The sequence below is a fragment of the Alcanivorax sp. 24 genome, assembly GCF_004360225.1.
Lineage (GTDB): Bacteria > Pseudomonadota > Gammaproteobacteria > Pseudomonadales > Alcanivoracaceae > Alloalcanivorax > Alloalcanivorax xiamenensis.
The window spans coordinates 495,588-516,532 of the sequence record NZ_SNUA01000002.1 but is presented as its reverse complement, the minus strand read 5'-3'; the positions used below and the strand labels follow the sequence as shown (position 1 = coordinate 516,532).

General features: G+C 61.9%; 17 protein-coding genes. 4 read left to right on the top strand and 13 right to left on the bottom strand.

Annotated elements, in window-relative coordinates; all coding sequences use genetic code 11:
- Positions 1-241 precede the first annotated feature (241 nt).
- Together fabA and fabB are read left to right on the top strand one after the other, a co-directional pair.
- A complete protein-coding gene (fabA, locus tag E0L37_RS04830; protein WP_370450515.1) occupies positions 242-772 on the top strand; it encodes a 3-hydroxyacyl-[acyl-carrier-protein] dehydratase FabA in 531 nt (176 codons plus the stop codon).
- Positions 773-780: 8 nt separating this feature from the next.
- The gene (gene fabB / locus E0L37_RS04825) at positions 781-1,998 is read left to right on the top strand and encodes a beta-ketoacyl-ACP synthase I (protein ID WP_133490647.1); all 1,218 of its coding nucleotides are present in this window, start codon (positions 781-783) and stop codon (positions 1,996-1,998) included.
- A 131-nt stretch (positions 1,999-2,129) separates the two neighbouring features.
- Here the strand turns inward: fabB and E0L37_RS04820 are convergent, their stop codons facing one another.
- The 7 genes from E0L37_RS04820 to cysM form a co-directional block, all read right to left on the bottom strand.
- A complete protein-coding gene (locus E0L37_RS04820; protein WP_133490646.1) occupies positions 2,130-3,212 on the bottom strand; it encodes a porin in 1,083 nt (360 codons plus the stop codon).
- A 365-nt stretch (positions 3,213-3,577) separates the two neighbouring features.
- Complete coding sequence (locus E0L37_RS04815) at positions 3,578-4,582, bottom strand: porin (protein WP_133490645.1); 1,005 nt, start codon at positions 4,580-4,582, stop codon at positions 3,578-3,580.
- Positions 4,583-4,799: 217 nt separating this feature from the next.
- On the bottom strand, positions 4,800-5,615 hold the full coding sequence (gene mazG / locus E0L37_RS04810; RefSeq protein ID WP_133490644.1) for a nucleoside triphosphate pyrophosphohydrolase: 816 nt from the start codon (positions 5,613-5,615) through the stop codon (positions 4,800-4,802).
- Between the two features lie 54 nt (positions 5,616-5,669).
- Positions 5,670-7,907, bottom strand: coding sequence for a GTP diphosphokinase (gene relA / locus E0L37_RS04805; protein ID WP_133490643.1), 2,238 nt, complete (start codon positions 7,905-7,907; stop codon positions 5,670-5,672).
- A 239-nt stretch (positions 7,908-8,146) separates the two neighbouring features.
- Positions 8,147-9,493 carry a 23S rRNA (uracil(1939)-C(5))-methyltransferase RlmD gene (gene rlmD / locus E0L37_RS04800; protein ID WP_133490642.1) on the bottom strand — a complete coding sequence of 449 codons (1,347 nt, stop codon included), beginning with the start codon at positions 9,491-9,493 and terminating at the stop codon, positions 8,147-8,149.
- A 203-nt stretch (positions 9,494-9,696) separates the two neighbouring features.
- Entirely contained in the window at positions 9,697-10,476 is a 780-nt protein-coding gene (locus E0L37_RS04795) for a 3'-5' exonuclease (protein WP_133490641.1), read from the bottom strand.
- Between the two features lie 6 nt (positions 10,477-10,482).
- Positions 10,483-11,382, bottom strand: a complete 900-nt coding sequence (gene cysM, locus E0L37_RS04790) for a cysteine synthase CysM (RefSeq protein ID WP_133490640.1) — start codon at positions 11,380-11,382, stop codon at positions 10,483-10,485.
- Between the two features lie 281 nt (positions 11,383-11,663).
- On the opposite strand from cysM, the gene E0L37_RS04785 reads away from it, so the two are divergent.
- Positions 11,664-14,378, top strand: a complete 2,715-nt coding sequence (locus E0L37_RS04785) for a response regulator (protein ID WP_133490639.1) — start codon at positions 11,664-11,666, stop codon at positions 14,376-14,378.
- A 247-nt stretch (positions 14,379-14,625) separates the two neighbouring features.
- Positions 14,626-15,354 carry a pyridoxine 5'-phosphate synthase gene (pdxJ, locus tag E0L37_RS04780; RefSeq protein WP_133490638.1) on the top strand — a complete coding sequence of 243 codons (729 nt, stop codon included), beginning with the start codon at positions 14,626-14,628 and terminating at the stop codon, positions 15,352-15,354.
- 188 nt (positions 15,355-15,542) lie between these two features.
- Here the strand turns inward: pdxJ and recO are convergent, their stop codons facing one another.
- Genes recO through lepA form a run of 6 tightly spaced genes read right to left on the bottom strand, consistent with a single transcriptional unit; the run spans position 15,543 to position 20,757 of the window.
- Entirely contained in the window at positions 15,543-16,226 is a 684-nt protein-coding gene (recO, locus tag E0L37_RS04775) for a DNA repair protein RecO (RefSeq protein WP_133490637.1), read from the bottom strand.
- The gene (gene era, locus E0L37_RS04770; protein WP_133490636.1) at positions 16,204-17,112 is read right to left on the bottom strand and encodes a GTPase Era; all 909 of its coding nucleotides are present in this window, start codon (positions 17,110-17,112) and stop codon (positions 16,204-16,206) included. Before era ends, recO begins: the two co-directional genes overlap by 23 nt.
- A complete protein-coding gene (rnc, locus tag E0L37_RS04765; protein WP_133490635.1) occupies positions 17,105-17,791 on the bottom strand; it encodes a ribonuclease III in 687 nt (228 codons plus the stop codon). Before rnc ends, era begins: the two co-directional genes overlap by 8 nt.
- Complete coding sequence (locus tag E0L37_RS04760; protein WP_133490634.1) at positions 17,788-18,165, bottom strand: DUF4845 domain-containing protein; 378 nt, start codon at positions 18,163-18,165, stop codon at positions 17,788-17,790. Before E0L37_RS04760 ends, rnc begins: the two co-directional genes overlap by 4 nt.
- Positions 18,166-18,169: 4 nt before the next feature.
- The gene (lepB, locus tag E0L37_RS04755; RefSeq protein WP_133490633.1) at positions 18,170-18,958 is read right to left on the bottom strand and encodes a signal peptidase I; all 789 of its coding nucleotides are present in this window, start codon (positions 18,956-18,958) and stop codon (positions 18,170-18,172) included.
- Positions 18,958-20,757: a translation elongation factor 4 gene (gene lepA, locus E0L37_RS04750; protein ID WP_133490632.1), complete on the bottom strand. Its 1,800-nt coding sequence runs from the start codon at positions 20,755-20,757 to the stop codon at positions 18,958-18,960. The genes lepB and lepA overlap by 1 nt, the downstream gene beginning before the upstream one ends.
- Positions 20,758-20,945: the final 188 nt, after the last annotated feature.

Sequence of the window (20,945 nt, the reverse complement as noted above, 5' to 3'; positions counted from 1 at the left end):
GCGTGACGGGCCGCTCAGGCCGGCGTTGCTGGACATATTTTGAGACGCTTGCGTCCGTCCCGGTCATTTCGGGTCTGCTAGTATGGTGACTCTGCATGGCAAAATGTCTTAATTCTGCAGTCAAACAGTCATCGGGTGTCCATATACTCGCTCAACAACATACTAGCTCAACAATAATGGACGCCGGTCTTTTCCCGCTGGGATGCCATTGCCGAATTGGCCTGTGTGGAGAGTCAGAGATTTGAGTAACACGAACGTGGAAAGACAATCATCCTATCAGCGCGACGAGCTGCTCGCCTGCGCCCATGGCGAACTGTTCGGCCCGGGCAACGCCCGTCTGCCGCTGCCCAACATGTTGATGGTCGACCGCATCACCCGCATTGCCGAGACCGGCGGTGCCCATGATCGCGGTGAAGTGGTCGCCGAACTGGATATCCACCCGGATATGTGGTTCTTCCAATGTCACTTCGAAACCGATCCGGTGATGCCCGGCTGTCTCGGCCTGGACGCCACCTGGCAGTTGCTTGGCTTCTATCTGGGCTGGCTCGGCCACCCCGGTCGCGGACGCGCCCTCGGCGTGGGTCAGGTCAAGTTCTCCGGCCAGGTGCTGCCCACCGCCAAGAAGCTGACCTACCAGATCAATATCAAAAGGGTCATCGCCCGCAAACTGACCATGGGTCTCGCCGATGCGGTGGTGTCCGTGGACGGTAAACCCATTTACCAGGCCGACGACCTGCGTGTGGGCCTGTTCACCTCGACGGAAGGTTTCTAGGAGTCATTATGCGACGCGTCGTTATTACCGGCATGGGGATCGTTTCCTGTTTGGGCAACGATACCGATACCGTCTCTCTTGCGCTGCGCGAAGGACGCTCCGGCATCCGTTTCAAGGAGGAATATCAGGCTCAGGGCATGCGCAGCCAGATCGCCGGCAGCCCCGACATTGATCTGGAAGCGCTGATCGACCGCAAAAGCCGCCGCTTCATGGGCGATGCCGCGGCCTACGCCTATGTGGCCATGCAACAGGCCATCGCCGATTCCGGCCTGGAAGACAATCAGGTCAGCAACGAGCGCACCGGTCTGATCGCCGGCTCCGGCGGCCACTCTTCCCAGAATCAGGTGGAAGCGGCGGACATTGCCCGCTCCCGCGGCGTCAAACGCATCGGTCCGTACATGGTGCCACGCGTGATGGCGTCCACGGTCTCCGCCTGTCTGGCCACGCCGTTCAAGATCAAGGGCCTCAACTACTCCATCACGTCCGCCTGCGCCACCAGCGCCCACTGTATCGGCAATGCCGTGGAGCAAATCCAGATGGGCAAGCAGGATGTGGTGTTCGCCGGCGGCGGCGAGGAAGAGCACTGGACCCTGAGCTGCCTGTTCGACGCCATGGGCGCGCTTTCCACCAAGTACAACGACACCCCGGCAACCGCCTCCCGCGCCTACGATGCCAGCCGTGATGGCTTCGTCATCGCCGGCGGCGGCGGCATGGTGGTGTTGGAGGAGCTGGAGCACGCCAAGGCCCGCGGCGCCCGTATCTACGCGGAAGTGGTGGGCTACGGCGCCACCAGTGACGGCTACGACATGGTCGCGCCCAGCGGCGAAGGCGCGGCGCGCTGCATGCGTCAGGCCCTGTCCACGGTGGAAGGCCCGGTGGATTACATCAACGCCCACGGCACCAGCACTCCGGTGGGTGACGTGGCGGAGTTGAAAGCGATTCGCGAGGTATTCGGCGGCGGCACCGTGCCCGGCATCAGCTCCACCAAGAGCCTGACCGGCCACAGCCTGGGCGCCACCGGCGTGCAGGAAGCCATCTACTGTCTGCTGATGATGCGCGACGGCTTCACCGCCGCTTCCGCCAACATCCAGCAGTTGGATGAACAAGCCGATGGCCTGCCGATCCTGACCGAACGGCTGGAGCGCGCCCCGGATCTGGCGATCAGCAACAGCTTCGGTTTCGGTGGCACCAACGCCACCCTGGCGCTGCAACGCTGGCAGGGCTGATCAGAAGCGGTCGCCAAACCCTTGGTGGCCTTGCGGCCATGAAGGCAAACCAATTCGCTGGCAAGCCAGCTTCCCACAGACGGGCCACGAAGTCGCTGTGGGAACTGCCTTGGCAGCGAATACGGTGCGTATCAGAACTTGTGCGCCAACCCTACTGACACCAGCCCGCCTTTACCATCGTCATAACCGGCGGCGCTGTCGTCCACGTCCGCGTCGGACACCGACAGCAGCGTATAGGCCGTGGTCTGGGCACCCAGTTTGTAGTCCGCGCCGACGGTGCCGGTGGTCAGGGTGTACCCCAGATCGTCACTGTCGAAGCGGCCACCCTGCGCCTTGAGGGTCAGACGCGGACTCATGGCCAGACCGGCGCTGAGCAAATAGGAAGTGCCGTCGAGACGGCTGGCACCGGGATAATCCGGATCCAGACGCAGTTCCTCAACGATCGCGCCCAGGGACAGGTTACCTACCCGCATCCCCAAGGCCCCGCGCAGCACATCCCGGTCGGCGGGCACATTCAGGCTCACCGGCGCCGGTAGCGCTCGCTCGGTGTAGCCATGTTCGTAGGCCAGCGCCGCGTACAGAGCATCGCTGTTCCAGATGGCGGATACCGCATGGATGTCGGCCAGCCCGTCCTTGGTCTCATCGTAGGGAGGCGTGCCCAGGTCGTCCTGCTCACCCGGCGCGATCTGCGCTTTCAATACCAGATTGCCCAGCTTCGGGCTGACCCAGTTCAAGGTGTTGTCGTTGCGGTACTGACTGGTGAACACCGTCTGCATGTCGGCACCGGTATTGTTGAATTGGTCCAGCTTGCCTTCCGCCTGCTTCACCAGGCTGTCGTAGCGACCGGCGAAAATCCGGCCCCAGGGTGTGGCCAGACCAATGTAGCTGTTGCGGGTAGTGAAAGTGTCACTGCTGTCGCCGTCGACGTCGTAGCCGGCTTCGAATTGATAGATCAGTGACAGACCGCCCACATCCAGGGGCACCTCATCACGCACGCCCAGATAGGAGTTGTAGGCTTCCACGAACCAGCCATCACGTAGCGGCGAATCGCCGCTGCTCATGTCGTTGAGCGCCGAGGACAAAGAACGGGTCGGATAGTCGTCGGTGCCTTCCAGCGCGATATCGATGCGGCCATAAAACTGCGGCGCGGCCAGCGTCGACGCCGGCAGGAAAACCAGCAATGCCGGAACAAGCTTGCGGTGTACGGTGTTCATGATCCCAGCTCCCTCACATAAAAAATGGGAGCACACTATATGACGATTTAATGACAGGACCAATGAATGGGGTCAACGAACCGTATCGCGGTCCGTGGATCGCTGCTGTCTCACAACTGGCAAGCATACTGATTCGCTGGCAAGCCAGCTTCCCACGGCGGCTCCGGGGCCCCTCCGTGGGAAGCTGGCTTGCCAGCGAATTGGTTTACCTTCATGTCCGCAAGGCTGCGCAAGCGAGCCATGGGTTGGGCGTGTTGCGTGTATGCGTCAAATAAAAAAAGCCCGCCAGGAAGGCGGGCAAGGCTGTCACTTGCTTCGAGGAAACTTCAGGACGCGGGCCCGTTCAGGGCCCCGATCCGTTTTCTTTAGAACTTGTGCTCCATGCCAACACCGAAGGTGGTATCGTCACGGTCATCACCGGCATCCGGTTCGTAGGACACTTGGGAGAAGTAGGCGTAAACCTTGGAGGCCTTGGCCAGTTTGTAGTCGGCACCGAGCGCCATCAGAGTGGCTTCGTCGTCGCTCTTGTCACCCTGGGTCATGCCGTACTGGGCTTTCAGCTTCCAGCGATCGATCTTGTAGGCACCGCTAACCAGGAAGGACTGGTCTTCGCCGTCGGCTTCAGATTCTTCGGCGATCTGGTACAGAGCGCCCAGTTCCACGTTACCCGGTTTCAGCATTACCGCGGCGCGGGTGATGTCCAGGGTGGTGCCACCTGTGCCGTCGACAACCAGTTCGTCTTCGATGTCGGCGTCGTGAGAAAGGGCACCGTAGAAGATGCCTTTTTCCGCGACGATCGCGACGGAGTAGGAATCCGCCAGATCGTTTTCCTCCTGGCCGTCACCGTCCAGATCCTCGCCTTCACCCGGGATGAAAGCACCGTGGATGGTGACCATCTCACCCAGAGTCGGGGTGCTGTACTGGATGATGTTTCCGGCGCGGTTTTCGCCGGCCATGATGTTTTTGATATCGCCCTGCAGATCGTTGAACTGATCCACTTTACCCTGGGCCACTTTGGTCGGGGTGTCGAACTTACCCGCTTTCAGCACACCGAAGTCGCCAGCCAGACCACCGAAGATGTTACGTTGGCTGAACTCGTCATCATCGCCGTCAACGGAGATTTGGTATTCCGCCTGGTAGATCGCCTTCAGACCCGCGAAGTCCAGGTCGAAGTCGCCTTTGATACCAATACGGGAAGCGTTGCTGTTCAAGGACCAGTCGTCGTCCACGCTCCCGGTCTGACCGATTTCATTTTCCTGGTTTTCCAGTGAAATGTTCACTTTACCGTAGACGGTAGGACCGTCCGCCAGGGCCAGGCCAGGCAGAGCGACGGCCGCCCCCACAGCGATCGCGAGCAAATTCTTTTTCATCGCAGCATCTCCTATCAATCAGGCAAGTTAAAAACAGCACGGAAGACGTCGAGCGGAAGCCGCGCGAACATCCTGGTTGCTTGGGGGCGGAGTATGGGGAGAGCGAATGACGGAAAAGTTGCTTTTATGTGAAGTTTTTATTTCACGATCGGGAGGTGGGACGTGACAGACAAATGACGATGTCCCCGGGGCACCGCCATTAGCGGCGCCGAGGGAATTACTCCTGGTCCTTGGCCTGGCGCCAGAGTTGTTCCAACTGGTCAGTACTCAGCCCGTCCAGGGAGGACGGACTGGCGGTTTCCATGTAACGGAAACGACGTTCGAACTTGGCGTTGGCGCGACGGAGCGCCTGTTCCGGATCCAGTTTCAGATGGCGAGCCAGGTTGATCAGGGAAAACAGCACATCGCCGAACTCATCCTCCACGGCGTCGATATGATCGCCGTCCAGGGCCTGATCCAGCTCCGCCCATTCCGCTTCCACCTGGGCCCGCACCGGCGCCGGGCCGGGCCAGTCGAACCCTACCTTAGCCGCTTTCTTTTGCAGTTTGGTGGCACGTTGCAGAGCCGGCAGCCCGGCCGGCACGCCGTCGAGCGCGCTGTCGTGTTCACGCCCTTTCGCCCGCCGCTCCTCCGCTTTGATCGCCTCCCAGTTGACCTTCACCGCCTGCTCATCAGCGGCCGGGTCGGTGCCGAACACATGGGGATGGCGGCGAATCATTTTTTCACTGAGGGTTCGCGCCACCTGCTCGAAGTCGAACAACGCCGCTTCCCTGGCCATCTGTGAATGAAACACCACCTGCAACAACAGATCGCCCAGTTCTTCCTTGAGTTCGCCATAGTCACGCCGGGCGATGGCCTCCGCCACCTCGAACGCTTCCTCGATGGTATAAGGCGCGATGGTGTCGAAGTTCTGTTTCAGATCCCAGGGGCAGCCGCCGTCTGGATCCCGTAAACGGGCCATGATGTCGAGCAGTTGGGCGATGGCGCTGGTCGCGTTATTGTCCGTGCTCAAGAAAACCTCCTGGTGAAACATCGCCGCACTCCAAGCCTGGAGACCGGCCTTATCGTGTTTCGTCGTGCAAGCCGTTCACTTCTTATAGCGCCGCACTTCCAGCACCCCTTTGAGCTGGTCCAGCTTGGCCAGCACCTTGCCCAGGTTGCCCAGCGAGGCAATCTCCAGGGTCAGCAGCATGGTGGCGGTGTTGTCCTCGGTGTGGGACTGGGTATGCACCGCGGTGACATTGACCTTTTCATTGGACAGCACCGCGATCACGTCGCGCAACAGCCCCTGGCGGTCCCAGGCGCGCAGGAACACGTCCACCGGATAGAAGATCCGATCCGCCTCGCCCCAGCTGACTTCGATCACCCGGTTCGGATCCTCCCCCTGCATCGCCAGCAGGTTCGGGCAGTCCGCCCGGTGCACGGTGACACCACGGCCCTGGGTGATGAAGCCCATCACCGGATCACCCGGCACCGGCTGACAGCATTTGGCCATCTGCGTGAGCAGATTGCCGACCCCGTGGATGGTGATATCTCCGGACTCCGAAGCACGCGGACGGGCCGGTACGAACGCCAGTTCCTGCTGCGGATTGTCCGGCGACAACGCCTGGGCCTGGTTGACCACGTGGCCCGGGCGCAGGTCGCCGGCCCCCAGTGACGCCAGCACATCGTCACCGCTTTTCAGATTGAGCTGCGGCGCCAGCAGATCGAGGTCGATGCGATCCAGGGCCAGCCGTGACATCTCCCGTTCCAGCATCGCCTTGCCCTGGGCGATGTGCACATCCCGGTCCTGGCGTTTGAACCACTGCTGGATCCGGGCCCGGGTGGAAGAGGCGGCCACGTAGCCCAGTGACGGCGTCAGCCAGTCACGGCTGGGGCCCCCTTCCTTGGCGGTGAGGATTTCCACCTGCTCGCCGGTGTTCAGGGTGTAGTTGAGCGGCACGATGTGGCCGTTGACCTTGGCGCCCCGGCAACGGTGCCCTACCTCGGTGTGAATATGGTAGGCAAAGTCCACCGGGGTGGCGCCGGCTTCCAGATCCACCACATGGCCATCCGGGGTGAACACATAAACCCGCTCGCTGGTCAGGCCATGTTTGAGCTCGTCGACCACGCTCTTGGCGTTGTCGCCCAGTTCTTCCTGCCATTCCAACACCTGGCGCAACCAGGCGATACGATGCTCGTAGTCGCTCTGCCCACGGCGCGCCTTGGAGCCTTCCTTATAGCGCCAGTGCGCGCACACGCCGAGTTCCGCTTCCTCGTGCATATCGAAGGTACGGATCTGCACTTCCAGCATTTTGCGTTCCGGACCGACCACCGCCGTATGCAGGCTCTGGTAGCCGTTGTCCTTGGGACTGGCGATGTAGTCGTCGAACTCCTTGGGAACGTGCTTCCACAGCGAATGCGCCACCCCCAGGGCGGCGTAACAGTCCCGCACCTCCGGCACCAGCACCCGCACGGCGCGGACGTCATAAACCTCGCCGAACTCCAGGTGCTTCTTCTGCATTTTGCGCCAGATACTGTAGATGTGCTTGGCCCGGCCATACACCTGGGCGCCACGGATGCCGCTGCGTTCCAGATGACCGCGCAAATCCTCGATTACTTTTTCGATGTAGTGCTCGCGATCCAGCCGCTTCTCATCCAGCAGCTTGGCGATCTTCTTGTAGGCCCCCGGTTGCAGGTAGCGGAAGGACAGGTCCTCCAGCTCCCACTTCAGGTGACCGACGCCGAGACGGTGGGCCAGCGGCGCGTAGATGTCGAAGATCTCCTGCGCCACCTTGCGCTGACGCTCCGGCTCCGACTCCTTCACCGCCCGGATGATGACGGTCCGCTCCGCCAGTTTGACCAGCGCCACGCGCACGTCGTCCACCAGCGCCACCAGCATCTTGCGGACATTGTCGAGTTGACCGTCCTGTTGGCCGAGCACCGCCTTGCGGGTGGGGTTGAGCACGGTGCTGATGGCGGCCATGCGCAGCACGCCCTCGATCAGCCGCGCTACCCGCTCACCAAACTCCTTGTCCACTTCCAGCAGGGACATCTGCCCTTCCCGGACCGCCCGGTACAGCACCGCCGCCGGCAGGGTTTCGGTATCGGCACCGAGATCGGCGAGGATGTCCGCCATTTCCAAACCGATGGTCAGACAGCCCTTGCCGTAGGGCCAGTGGGCTCCGGCCGCGTTGCCGGCCAGCTCGCACTGTTCGGCCCGGGCGCAGGCCTGCGCCAGGGTTTCCACATCGCGCACCACGGTGCGCTTCTGTAACTGCTCAAGCCATGCTCGCCAGTCATGGCTCGGGGTTTCCAGGGGCTGCTGCCGCCGTACGGTGACCATGGAATACCTCCGTGATGTCTTGGCGCCGGATCACCGCCGGCCACCGCCCCGATAACACACCTCGGAGGGGCCCGCTCATGACCGCGCATTCTTCCGGACGGACCAGCCCTGGCCGTCCCGCTCTCAATCCGCCGATCCGATCACCCTTATCGGGCCCTCGGATCCTGGTCTTGCAAACCGGAACCATGCGCCGATTTGCATCTAATCGATTTGTCGTCGCCGGCCCGGCCAGCGCGCCCTCAATCGCGGTCGAACACCGCGATCGATTCGACATGGGCGGTGTGGGGGAACATATCCATCACACCCGCCGCGTTAAGACGGTAACCCCGGCCCACCAGTTCCCCGGCATCACGGGCCAGAGTCGCCGGGTTACAAGATACATACACCAAGCGCCGCGCACCGAATTGGGGCATAAGCCGCACCATTTCAAGCGCGCCGCTGCGTGGAGGGTCAAGCAACACACGATCATACCGCTGTTGCGCCCAGGATTGTCCCTCCGGCGCCTGAAACAGATCCCAGGCGTGAAACTCCAGGTTGTCCAGACCGTTGCGGCGCGCGTTCTCGTAACCGCGCCGCACCATCGCCTCGCTGCCCTCCACGCCGACCACGTGGGCGGCACGGCGGGCCGCTGGCACGGTGAAGTTACCCAGGCCGCAAAACAAGTCCAGCACCCGATGGTCCGGGGCGATCTCCAGCAAATCCAATGCCAAGGGCACCATTTGCCGGTTGATATCGCTATTGACCTGGGTGAAATCGGTGGGGTGGAAAGCCAGTTCCACATCCGCCTGTGGGTAACGCGGATCCTCATGACGATAGTAAAGGCGCTCTTCCCCTTGTTCCGGCCATATCCGGTGCACGGTGGATTCGTTGCCCGGCTGCAGGTACAGATGGAAATCGCACTGCTGGCAGAACGTCAGCAACCGCTGCCGGTCGGCCTCGCTGAGCGGGTCCATGTGACGCACGATCAGGGCCACCGGGCCATCGCCCCGGGCCACTTCGATCTGCGGAATACGGCTGCGCCCCTCGAGGCCATCGATCAAGGCGCGAAATTCCATGAAGCGGTGCCCCACCTCCGGGATCAGCACTTCGCACTGGCGCAGATCGGCGATGAAACTGTTGCGCTTCTCGCGGAACCCCACCAGCGTCTCACCACGGCCCTCCACGTACTTCACGCCCATGCGGGCCTTGGCACGATAGCCGGTGACCGGTCCGGTGAGAGGATCAAGCCATCGCTCCGGCGTCAAACCGCCGAAGTGCGCCAGTTGTTCCTCCAGCACCGCCTGTTTGCGCGTGATCTGCCGGGACGGCGCCACATGCTGCAGGCTGCAACCGCCACACAGGCCGGCGTGTTCGCAGGGCGGCGTGACCCGGTCCGGCGAGGGCGACAGGATTTCCACCGCCCGGCCCTCGTCAAACTTGCGCCGCCGGTAGGTGAACTTGAACATCACTTCCTCGCCGGGCAGGGCGTTGTCGATGAACGTGGTTTTGCCGTCCAGACGGGCGATCCCCCGGCCATCGTGGCTGAGGGATTCAATGGTGGCGGCCACCGGCGTTTCCGGCAGCTTTTTCTTGCGACGTGGGGCCATAAATGCAATTGAGTGGGCAGTTGATAGTGGACAGTTAACAGCGAGAAAAAAGTCAAAAAAAAACCAATCTTCAGCCGCTGTGGGAAGCTTGCTTGCAAGCGAATATTGCCAAACGCCCGAGCAAACCCCATTCGCTTGCAAGCAAGCTTCCCACAGCAGCTAATAATCAGGCTGTTTCGTCTTGCGCCGTCAACTGTCCACTATCAACTGTCAACGGATTCCCAGGTCTCCAGGAACGCCTGGAAATGGGGGCGGTTCTGGTCACGCAGATAGTCGCGCAGCAAGGTCAGTTCCTGCTCGTAGCCGGTGGCGTCGATTTCGCCGCGCATCAACTGGAAACGCAGGAACACCAGCCAGGTGTTGAGCACATCGGTCTCGCAGTAATCGCGAATACCCTTGAGGTCGCCTTCCTGGAAAGCATCGAACACTTTGGCGCCGCTCATGCCCATCTTGCCGGGAAAACCGAGCAAGGAAGCGATCTGATCCAGGGGCGCGTTGGCGCGGTTATTGAACATAGCCAATTGTTCCATCAGATCCAGGTGGCGCTGATGGAAGCGGCTGATGTAGTTGTTGAAGCGAAAACTGGTGTCTTCGTTGCCGGTCTCCCAGAAGCGGCGCGCCACCACGCCATGTTTGAGGGCACGATAGTTGAGCACCGGCAGGTCAAAGCCACCGCCGTTCCAGCTCACGATCTGCGGCGTGAACCGTTCGATACCGTCGTAAAAACGTTCGATCAGTTCTTTCTCGCTGCTGTCCTCATCTCCCAGGGACCACACCTTGATGCCCTGGGCGGAGCGCAACACCACCGAGATCGCCACGATCCGATGCAAATGCAGACGCAGGAACTCGGTGCCGTTTTCCTGACGGCGCAGATTGAACAACGCGCTGGCGGTGTCCTTGTCGTTAAGCCCTTCCAGATCGTGGAGACGGCGGCCGCCTTCCAGGTCCGGAATGGTCTCGATATCGAAAACCAGTACGTTCATGTCCGCTTACTCCTGACCGGAGGAAAACACACCGGTGGACAGATAGCGGTCACCCCGGTCACAGATGATCGCCACGATCACGGCGTTTTCCAACTGCTCGGACAGTTGCAGCGCCCCGGCCACCGCGCCGCCGGAGGACACCCCGCAGAAGATACCTTCTTCCCGGGCCAGACGACGCATGATGGCCTCGGCCCGCTCCTGGGTCATATCGATGACCTGATCCACCCGCGCGTCATCGTAGATGCTCGGCAGATATTCCTTGGGCCAGCGGCGAATGCCCGGGATCGAGGCGCCGTCGGTGGGTTGCAGGCCTATGATCTGGATCTCCGGATTCTGTTCCTTGAGATACATGCTGCAGCCCATGATGGTCCCGGTGGTGCCCATGGAACTGACGAAATGGGTGACGCCGCCGCCGGTGTCGCGCCAGATTTCCGGCCCGGTGGATTCATAGTGGGCCAGCGGGTTGTCGGGGTTGGCGAACTGGTCCAGCACCTTGCCTTCACCGCGCGCCTGCATTGCCTGGGCCAGATCCCGGGCGCCTTCCATGCCCTCCTCGGCGCTCACCGAGATCAACTCGGCGCCGTAGGCGGCCATGGCGTCGCGACGCTCCTGACTTTGATTGGCCGGCATGATCAATGTCATCTTGTAGCCGCGCATGGCCGCCGCCATCGCCAGGGCAATGCCGGTGTTACCGCTGGTGGCCTCGATCAGCGTGTCACCGGGTTGAATCTCGCCGCGCGCCTCCGCCTTGCGGATCATGTTGAGCGCCGGGCGATCCTTCACCGAACCGGCGGGATTATTGCCTTCCAGCTTGACCAGAATGGTGTTCGTCGTGTTCCCCGGCAGCCGCCGCAGCCGCACCAGCGGCGTGTTGCCAACCGTGGATTCAATGGTTTTGTAGTTCATGGTCGGCATTGTAGCCCAAGCCCGATGGCGGGCCCATAGCTGGCTGGCACGCTGGCACGCAACACGCTAAACCCGAAAGCCTGATCGTCAGCAAACAATAGCAAGCGTGTTTGCGTACCCACGAGACTGACTTCCCAAGCAATCCGCCCTCCCCGTCTCGCTACAAGGCCAGCAAGCATGGCGTGCAAGCGTGTTGCGTGCAGGCGAACAATCCCTCCCGCCACTGGCAGCCACCGCAAACTCCGGCATAATGACCGCCACCGAATAGTAATAAGGCGAATATGGCCCATTCCAGCCTGCGCACCCGCATCATGGCGATGACCGCACTGCCCGCTCTGTTGGCGGCGCTGGTGGTGGGCGGCTATGCGCTGATCAACCGGATTCTGGAGCTGCGCGTGGACGATGCGCTGCGTCAGCAACTGATCATCGACAGCTACGCCGCCCGACTCGCCGCCCTGGAAGGAATGCCGGACACCTCTCGGGATCAGCTGCTGCGCGAACTGCTGGAGCAGCCGGACGTCCGCGCCGCCAGCCTGGCCGATCACCGTGCCGGTTGGCATTTACACGCCGGTCCCCGGCTGCGACCGGTGGAACGCAGCGAAACCAACGAGGTGGGCGGCGCCCGGCTGGTCACCGACTCCAGTTGGCAGTTGGTCCGCCCCCTGCCCGGTCGGCCCAACCAATTGCTGACGGTGGAGTTTTCCCGCCAGGGTCAGTACGTGGAAATCCTCGAGTCCGTGCTCACCATGTTCGGTGTGGTGATGCTGCTGATGGCGCTGGCGTTGATTCCGGCGTCGCGGCTGGCCGGCCAGGTCACCTTGCCGATCGGCGGTCTGCTGGACACCGTGCGCCGGGTCCGTGACGGCGACCTCAGCCCACCGCCGAAAACCGGCGCGCTGGGTGAGCTGGCCGATCTGGAAGACGGCCTGCGCAATATGGTGGGCGCCCTGGACGATGCCCAGGCGGAGCTGCAAAAGAACGTGGACCAGGCCACCCAGGACCTGCGCGAAACCCTGGAGACCATCGAAATCCAGAACATCGAACTGGATATGGCGCGCAAGGAAGCGCTCAAGGCCAGCCAGATCAAATCCGAGTTCCTGGCCAACATGAGCCATGAGATTCGCACGCCGCTGAACGGCATCATCGGCTTCACCCGCCTGCTGGAACGCTCCGATCTGTCCCCCCGTCAGCAGGATTATCTGAACACCATCCGCAAGAGCGCGGAGGCGTTGCTGTCGATCATCAACGATATCCTCGACTTCTCCAAGATCGAGGCCGGGCGCCTGTCGCTGGAACACATTCCTCTCAATCTGCACGACATCATCGAGGACGTGCAGACCATGCTGGCACCGCTGGCCCAGGAAAAAGGCCTGGAGCAGGCGGCGATCATCTATTCCGATCTGCCCTCCCACCTGCTCGGCGACCCGCTGCGCATCCGTCAGGTGCTCACCAATCTGGTCAGCAACGCGATCAAATTCACCGAGCACGGCTCGGTGGTGGTACGGGCCATGCTCGAGGAGCAGAAAGGCGCCGAGGCGGTGGTCAAGATCACCGTCACCGACACCGGCAACGGGCTCAGCGAAGACGTGCAGCGCAGCCTGTTCAACGCCTTCACCCAGGCCGACCAGAGCGCCAGCCGCCGTGCCGGCGGCACCGGGCTGGGATTGGCCATCTCCAAACGCCTGGTGGAAGGCATGGGCGGTGAGATCGGCATCGACAGCACCCCCAGCCAGGGCTCCACGTTCTGGTTCACGCTGCGCTGTGAGCGCGATGTGGGCACCCGTCCGGAATCACCGCCGGCGGAACTGGCCCGGCTGTCGGTCACCCTGGTGGAAGCCAGCGAATACGCCCGTCTCGGCCTGTACCATATGTTTTCCGGCTGGCGCATGCGGGTCAGCGAGATCCAGGGCCTGGAGGTGCTGGATTCCCAGCTGGCGGCGGAGAACCTGCCGGACACCGATTTCTATGTGGTCGGGGTACCGGCCATGACCCGGGACCCGGTGGGCCTGGCGCCACTGATTCAGCGACTGGCACGGCACAGTCAGGCGCCGGTGCTGGTGCTGGCCAACAACGGCGACTATCTGGCGGACGAACTGGCCGACCAGCCCCGTTGCCGGGTGCTGGGAAAACCCGCCACCCGCCGACGCTTGCGCGACGCCCTGCTGGAGCTGAGCGGCCTGGGCGGCGACCGCGCCCGCCATCAGGAATTGCTGACGCCCCTGGGCTGCCATCCCCGCGTACTGGTGGTGGACGATCATCCCGGCAACCTCAAACTGGCGCGCATTTTTCTCGAGGAACTGGGCGCCCAGGTGGTGCCCTGCGCCGGTGGCCAGGAGGCCCTGGACGCGTTCAGCCAGGGCACCTTCGACCTGATTTTCATGGACGTGCACATGCCCGGCATGGACGGCCTGGAAACCACCCTGGCCCTGCGTGAGCGGGAAGGCGAAAGCCAGCGCACCCCGATCATCGCGCTCACCGCCCACGCCCTGGAAAACGAAAAGCGCGCCCTGCTCGCCGCCGGCATGGACGATTATCTGAGCAAGCCGATTACCGAGGAGCAGCTACGCCATACTCTGGAACGCTGGGTGCTCGGCCAGCATAGCCGTACGCCGGCGCAACCGGAAAACAACATCGCCGACACCGATATCGAACCGGATACCCCGGTGGTGGACCCGGAACTGGGCCGCAAGCGCGCCGGCGGCCGCGACGCCCTGGCCCGCGACATGTTCGACATGCTGCTCAACAATCTGGAACAGGACGGCCCCGGCATCCGTGATCTGGCGCGAAGCGGCGACCAGGAAGAGCTGCTGGAGCGAGTCCACCGCCTCCACGGCGCCACCCGCTACTGCGGCACGCCGCGCCTGGAACAAGCCGCCCGCCGCCTGGAGGAAGGCCTCAAGGGGCACCAGCCGGACGCTCAACTGGATACTCTGGTGGGACAATTGCTGGCGGAGATTGAGCGAGTGCAAGAACATGGAAGAGCAGCTGACAGTTGATAGTGGACCGTTGACAGCGGAAAACGAAAGGACAAAGAAGCTCGATCTTCAACCGCTGTGGGAAGCTTGCTTGCAAGCGAATATTGCCAAACGCCCGAGCGAACCCCCATTCGCTTGCAAGCAAGCTTCCCACAGCGGCTAAAGATTGAGTTTTTTGTTTTTTCCGCTGTCAACGGTCCACTATCAACTGCCCACTGTCTTTTCCGTTATCATATCGGTTCATTTCCAACCCACGGTGCTCATCCCCATGCCTTCTTCCGTTCTTCTCGGCGTCAACATCGACCACATTGCCACTTTGCGGCAGGCCCGCGGCACCCGTTATCCGGAGCCGGTGCAGGCGGCGCTGGTGGCCGAGCAAGCCGGGGCCGATGGGATCACCGTGCACCTGCGCGAGGATCGGCGGCATATCCAGGATCGTGATGTGGAACTGCTGGCGCGGACGCTGCAGACACGCATGAATCTGGAGATGGCGGCCACCGAGGAAATGGTTGGCATCGCCCGCCGCATTGGTCCGGCCCATTGCTGTCTGGTGCCGGAAAAGCGCGAGGAACTGACCACCGAAGGCGGTTTGGATGTGGTCGGCAACGAAGCCTGGATCAAGACGTGCTGTGACCGCCTGGGCGACGCGGGCATCGAAGTGTCACTGTTCATCGACGCCGACCCGGCGCAGATCGAAGCCGCCCGGCGCTGTGGCGCCCCGGCCATCGAGATCCATACCGGGCATTACGCCGACGCTACTGACGAAGCGGCCCGGCGGGCGGAACTGGAACGGGTGCGAGAAGGCGTGGCGCTGGGTCTGAATGCCGGACTGATCGTCAACGCCGGCCACGGCCTGCACTACCACAACACCCGTGACATCGCCGCCATCCCCGGCATCAACGAACTCAACATCGGCCATGCCATTATCGCCCAAGCGGTCATCAGCGGCCTGCACGAGGCGGTGCGGGAGATGCGGGACATCATAAAGAATAGCTGACAGTTGATAGTGGACCGTTGACAGCGAAAAAAACAGGTCTCCTTAGCTACTGTGGGAAGCTTGCTTGCAAGCGAATGGGGGCAACTCAGGCGTTAACAGTATTCGCTTGCAAGCAAGCTTCCCACAGCGGCTAAAGATTGAGTTTTTTGACTTTTGTTTTCCGCTGTCAACTATCCAACTATCAACTATCAGCTGGAGCCGCGAAAAAGTTCGCGGCTCCTGAGCGGCTTTCCGCCCAGGTGCGGGGCCAGGGCTTCGCGCAGCAGTTGTTTGGCCATGCGGCGTACCGCCGGGGCCCAGCGGTCTTCGGCCAGGGCTTGCAGGTCGGCGCCGGAGTGGCCGTTTTTGTTGGGTATCAATCCCAGGTCCGGCACCCAGCCGTAGCGCAGTTCCGGCGAGAGCGGTTGCCCTTCGCCATCGTGCTCGAGCACCAGGCCATAGCCCACTTCTTCCAGCAGCACCATTTCGAAACGGCGCAGGGTCACGTCCAGGGGCGTGTCGCCTTTCAATTCGCTCAGAGTGTATTCATAGGCGGGCCACAGGTCCGGATGGGGATCGTCACGGTGCAGCAGGCGTATCAGCAGCTCGTTGAGATAGAAGCCGCAATACAAGGCGTTGCCGGTCAAGACCACGGCGGCGCCACGTGGTTCGACTTGACGCAGAGTATGGAGATCGCCGCTGCCCCGCTGCAGTTGTACCCACAGAGGCACGAACGGGGCCAGCGCCGGGTTGCGACGGCCGCCACGGGCCACCGCGCCGACCCGGCCGCGGCCGGGCAGGAACAGGTCGAGAATCAGACTGGTGTTGCGGAACGGCCGCCGATGCAGCAACCAGGCCGGTTCGAGACCGTTAGGATTGTCGCGAGTTGTCATAGCCCAGGGAGCGCAGGGCGCGATCATCGTCGGACCAGCCCGCTTTGATCTTTACCCACAAATTGAGCATGACGCGGCGCTCGATCAGGTTTTCGATGTCGCGGCGGGCCTGGGTGCCAATGCTCTTGATGCGCTCGCCTTTGTCGCCGATAAGGATTTTTTTCTGGCCACGCCGTTCCACCAGAATGGTGGCGGCGATGTCGGTGACACGGGGACCGTCCTCCCACAGATCGATTTCCACGGTGACCTGATGCGGAACTTCCTGACCCAGTTGCCGCACCACCTTCTCACGGATGATTTCCGCCGCCATGAATCGCAAGCTGCGATCGGTGAGCTGATCCTCGTCGAACCAGAAGTCGCCTTCCGGCAAACGCGAGGCCAGCGCCTGTTCCAACACGTCCAGGTTGTGCCCGCCCAGCGCCGACACAGGGATCACTTCGGCGAACTCATGGCGTTGGTTGAGTTTGTCCAGCAACGGCAGCATGGCGGCTTTGTCGTCCAGGCGATCCACTTTGTTCACCACCAGGATCACCGGGATGTCGCCGGCCCGGGCCAGCAATGACAGCACGTGCTCGTCACCTTCGTTCCACTTGTCGCTGTCCACCATGAAACAGATCACGTCCACGTCGGACAACGCCGACATGGCCGCCTCGTTCATGGCCCGATTCAGCGCCCGCTGTTGACCGGTATGGATGCCCGGGGTATCGGCAAACACGATCTGATAGTCATCCCGGGAGAGAATGCCGTGGATACGGTGACGGGTGGTCTGCGGCTTGCGCGAGGTAATACTCACTTTCTGGCCGATCAAATGGTTCATCAGCGTGGATTTGCCCACATTGGGGCGGCCGATGATCGCCACCAGGCCGCAGCGGCGGGATTCACTCATGAGTCTGCTCCAGCCAGTCCAGAGCCTGCTCCGCGGCCTGCTGCTCGGCACGCCGGCGGCTCGGGCCACTGGCACGGAAGGTTTTCTTCAAGCCGCTCAGATCGCATTCCACCTCAAAGGATTGTTTGGGCGCCTGGCCGGTCACCGACAGCACGCCGTAGACGGGTAATTCATATTTGCGCGCCTGCAGCCATTCCTGCAAGCGGGTTTTGGCGTCCTTGCGCACGCTCTGCGGGCTGATCGCCGCCAGCCGTGCCTCGAACCAATTCAATACCACCCGGCGGCAGGCCTCTTCACCGCCGTCGATGACCATGGCGCCGATCAGCGCCTCCAGGGTATCGGCCAGGATGGACTCACGCCGGTGGCCGCCGCTCTTCAGCTCGCCGCCACCAAGAATCAGGTATTCCCCCAGGCCCAGTTCACGGGCCACTTCCGCCAGCGTCTGGCCGCGCACCAGCGAGGCGCGCATGCGGGTCAGCTGCCCTTCCGCCGCGTCCGGAAAACGATGAAACAGCTCAGTGGAAATGATCTGGCTGAGCTGGGCGTCACCGAGGAATTCCAGCCGCTCGTTGTTGTGGCGCCGGCTGACGCTGCGATGGGTCAGCGCCAGTTCCAGCCGTTCGCCGTCACTGAAGCGGTAACCCAGGGCTTTTTCCAAACGCTCACGGTGTTCGATCACGGCGCCGCCGATTTGCTGAAGGTATCCTGAAACGTCATCACCACGGACACATTGTAGAACAGCGGCTCACGGACTTCGTAGTCCACCGCCACCGCGACACGGCCACCTTCCTTGCTCACCGCCAGATCGTTGGCGCTGATCGCGTTGACCTGGTTGATGGTGAAACGTTTGCTGAGCGCGTCACGGATTTCCCGCTCCGACATCAGCGCGGTCTTGCTGTCTCCGAGCAGGGAGACGACCGCCGATTTGATGGTGTTGTATTCCATGTACGCCGGCACCATGCGGAACGCGGCGGTGCCAAACACCGCCAGAACGATCAGCACCACGATCCAGCCCAACAGGGACAGCCCCCTCTGACGTGCGCGCCCTTTCATCTTGTTATGTCTCCACTTTGTCGATCGCGCCGTTACGGGAGAAGCTGGGCAGCGAGAAGAGCGGTTCCCAGTGCATCCAGATCAGGAACGCCTTGCCCACCACCAGTTCCTCGGGGACAAAGCCCCAGAAACGGCTGTCGTTGCTGTTATCCCGATTGTCACCCATGACAAAGTACTCCCCCTCGGGTACCTGCCACTTGCCCTGGGTGTTACGGGGAATGACCTTGTCCCCGGTGTACGGATTGACCGGGCCTTCCTGGCGGATCAGATGCGGGTGTTCGCCGAGCATTTCGATGTACTCACGGCGCCAGGCCTGGCTGTTGCTGCCGTTCTTGATCAGGTCGCGCCGCACCGCCTCACCGTTGACGTACACCACATTATCACGCACTTCCACTTCATCACCGGGGAGACCGATCACTCGTTTGATGAAATTCTGGGCGCGGTTTTCCGGAAACTTGAACACCATCACATCGCCGCGTTCCGGTTCACCGGTTTCCAGGATCTTGGTGTTGGTCACCGGCAGGCGCAGTCCATAGGAAAACTTGTTGACCAGAATGAAGTCGTGCACTTCCAGGGTCGGCAGCATGGACCCGGAGGGAATGGTGAACGGTTCCACCACGAAAGAACGGATCACCAGCACCACGAAGAACACCGAAATCAACGAGTTCGAGGTCTCCACCGTGCTGGCCAGGCTTCCGCCTCTCTGACGCAGTTTGAACAGCCGGTCGAGTATCCATACCACCACGGTGACCAGCAGCGCCAGGGTCAACCAGAAGCCAATATCTATATCCATCAGTCATCCACCTTCAGCACGGCAAGGAAGGCCTCCTGGGGAATTTCCACGTTGCCCACCTGCTTCATCCGTTTCTTGCCCTCCTTCTGTTTCTGGAGGAGCTTCTTCTTACGAGACACGTCACCGCCGTAACACTTGGCGGTCACGTTCTTGCGCAATGCCTTGACCGTCTGACGGGCAATGATCTTGCTGCCGATGGCGGCCTGAATCGCCACGTCGAACATCTGTCGAGGCACCAGTTCCTTCATCTTTTCGATCAGCACCCGGCCACGGTGAGCGGACTGATCCAGATGGCAGATCATCGCCAGCGCGTCGACCTTGTCGCCATTGATCAACACGTCCACACGCACCAGTTTGGTGGCCTGGAAGCGCTCGAAGGCATAGTCCAGGGAGGCGAAGCCACGGCTTACCGATTTCAACCGATCGAAGAAATCCAGCACCACTTCGGCCATGGGAATGTCGTACACCAGCGACACTTGCTTGCCCAGGTACTGCATGCCTTTCTGCTCGCCGCGCCGCTCCACGCACAGGGTGATCACGTTGCCCACATACTCCTGGGGTACCAGGATATTGACGCGGGCGATGGGTTCGCGGAATTCCTCGATCTTGTTGCCTTCCGGCAGCTTGGACGGGTTGTCCACGTAAAGCAGGCTGCCATCACTGAGCATCAGTTCGTACACCACGGTGGGCGCCGTGGTGATCAGGTCCATGTCGTATTCCCGTTCCAGCCGCTCATGGATGATTTCCATGTGCAGCATGCCGAGAAAACCGACGCGGAAGCCGAAGCCGAGGGCATCCGAGGTTTCCGGCTCATAGAACAGGGAAGCGTCGTTCAGCGCCAGCTTGGACAGCGCGTCGCGGAAATCCTCGTAGTCGTCCGCGGAGACCGGGAACATGCCGGCGTAAACCTGCGGCTTGACCTTCTGGAAGCCGGGCAACGCCGGTACGTCCAGGGTATTGGCGTGGGTCAGGGTGTCGCCCACCGGCGCCCCGTGAATGTCCTTGATGGTGGCGCTGACCCAGCCCACCTCACCGGCTTCCAGTTGTTTGGTCTCGGTGCGTTTTGGGGTGAAGATACCGAGGCTGTCCACCACATGGGTCTGACCGGTGGATTTGACCACAATCTTGTCGCCTTTCTTGAGGCGACCGTGCTTGACCCGTACCAGGCAGATCACGCCCATGTAGTTGTCGAACCAGGAGTCAATGATCAGCGCCTGAAGGCGGCCGTCGCGCTCGCCCTCCGGCGGCGGAATCCGCTCCACCAATTGCTCCAGCAACTCCTCGATGCCGATACCGGTCTTGGCCGATACCCGGCAGGCGTCCACCGCGTCGAGACCGATGATCTCCTCGATTTCCTCAATGACCCGTTCCGGCTCCACCTGCGGCAGGTCGATCTTGTTCAGCACCGGCAGCACTTCCAGATCCTGCTCGATGGCGGTGTAGCAGTTGGCCACCGACTGCGCTTCCACGCCCTGGGCGGCGTCCACCACCAGCAAGGCCCCCTCGCAGGCCGACAGCGAGCGCGACACCTCGTAGGAGAAGTCCACGTGGCCGGGGGTATCGATAAAATTGAGCTGGTAGGTTTCCCCATTGCGAGCGGTGTAGTGCAGCGTCACGCTTTGCGCCTTGATGGTGATGCCGCGCTCGCGCTCCAGGTCCATGGAATCGAGAACCTGCTCCTTCAGTTCCCGATCACTGAGACCGCCACAGGTCTGGATGAAGCGGTCCGCCAGAGTGGATTTGCCGTGATCGATGTGGGCGATGATGGAGAAGTTGCGAATATGGGTAATGTCGGTCACAGATTGCCGCCAAGGAACGAAACGATGGAGGGCGATTCTAGCGGATTATGCACCCGGCAACCAAAGTTGTTGGTCACCGGGCACGCTAACACGCCAATCGCGGCTCGCGAGCGGAGCACCCGGCCACTCCCGCAGCGACCCTGTAGCCCCCTGTGGGGAGCGGGCTGACACGCGCAGTGCCAACTCAT

What these genes read in the sequence shown, in the direction of transcription:
- fabB (WP_133490647.1), top strand. Translation starts at nt 781, where the DNA reads ATGCGACGCGTCGTTATTACCGGCATGGGGATCGTTTCCTGTTTGGGC.
- E0L37_RS04820 (WP_133490646.1), bottom strand. Translation starts at nt 3,212, where the DNA reads ATGAACACCGTACACCGCAAGCTTGTTCCGGCATTGCTGGTTTTCCTG.
- E0L37_RS04815 (WP_133490645.1), bottom strand. Translation starts at nt 4,582, where the DNA reads ATGAAAAAGAATTTGCTCGCGATCGCTGTGGGGGCGGCCGTCGCTCTG.
- mazG (WP_133490644.1), bottom strand. Translation starts at nt 5,615, where the DNA reads ATGTTTCACCAGGAGGTTTTCTTGAGCACGGACAATAACGCGACCAGC.
- relA (WP_133490643.1), bottom strand. Translation starts at nt 7,907, where the DNA reads ATGGTCACCGTACGGCGGCAGCAGCCCCTGGAAACCCCGAGCCATGAC.
- rlmD (WP_133490642.1), bottom strand. Translation starts at nt 9,493, where the DNA reads ATGGCCCCACGTCGCAAGAAAAAGCTGCCGGAAACGCCGGTGGCCGCC.
- E0L37_RS04795 (WP_133490641.1), bottom strand. Translation starts at nt 10,476, where the DNA reads ATGAACGTACTGGTTTTCGATATCGAGACCATTCCGGACCTGGAAGGC.
- cysM (WP_133490640.1), bottom strand. Translation starts at nt 11,382, where the DNA reads ATGAACTACAAAACCATTGAATCCACGGTTGGCAACACGCCGCTGGTG.
- E0L37_RS04785 (WP_133490639.1), top strand. Translation starts at nt 11,664, where the DNA reads ATGGCCCATTCCAGCCTGCGCACCCGCATCATGGCGATGACCGCACTG.
- pdxJ (WP_133490638.1), top strand. Translation starts at nt 14,626, where the DNA reads ATGCCTTCTTCCGTTCTTCTCGGCGTCAACATCGACCACATTGCCACT.
- recO (WP_133490637.1), bottom strand. Translation starts at nt 16,226, where the DNA reads ATGACAACTCGCGACAATCCTAACGGTCTCGAACCGGCCTGGTTGCTG.
- era (WP_133490636.1), bottom strand. Translation starts at nt 17,112, where the DNA reads ATGAGTGAATCCCGCCGCTGCGGCCTGGTGGCGATCATCGGCCGCCCC.
- E0L37_RS04760 (WP_133490634.1), bottom strand. Translation starts at nt 18,165, where the DNA reads ATGAAAGGGCGCGCACGTCAGAGGGGGCTGTCCCTGTTGGGCTGGATC.
- lepB (WP_133490633.1), bottom strand. Translation starts at nt 18,958, where the DNA reads ATGGATATAGATATTGGCTTCTGGTTGACCCTGGCGCTGCTGGTCACC.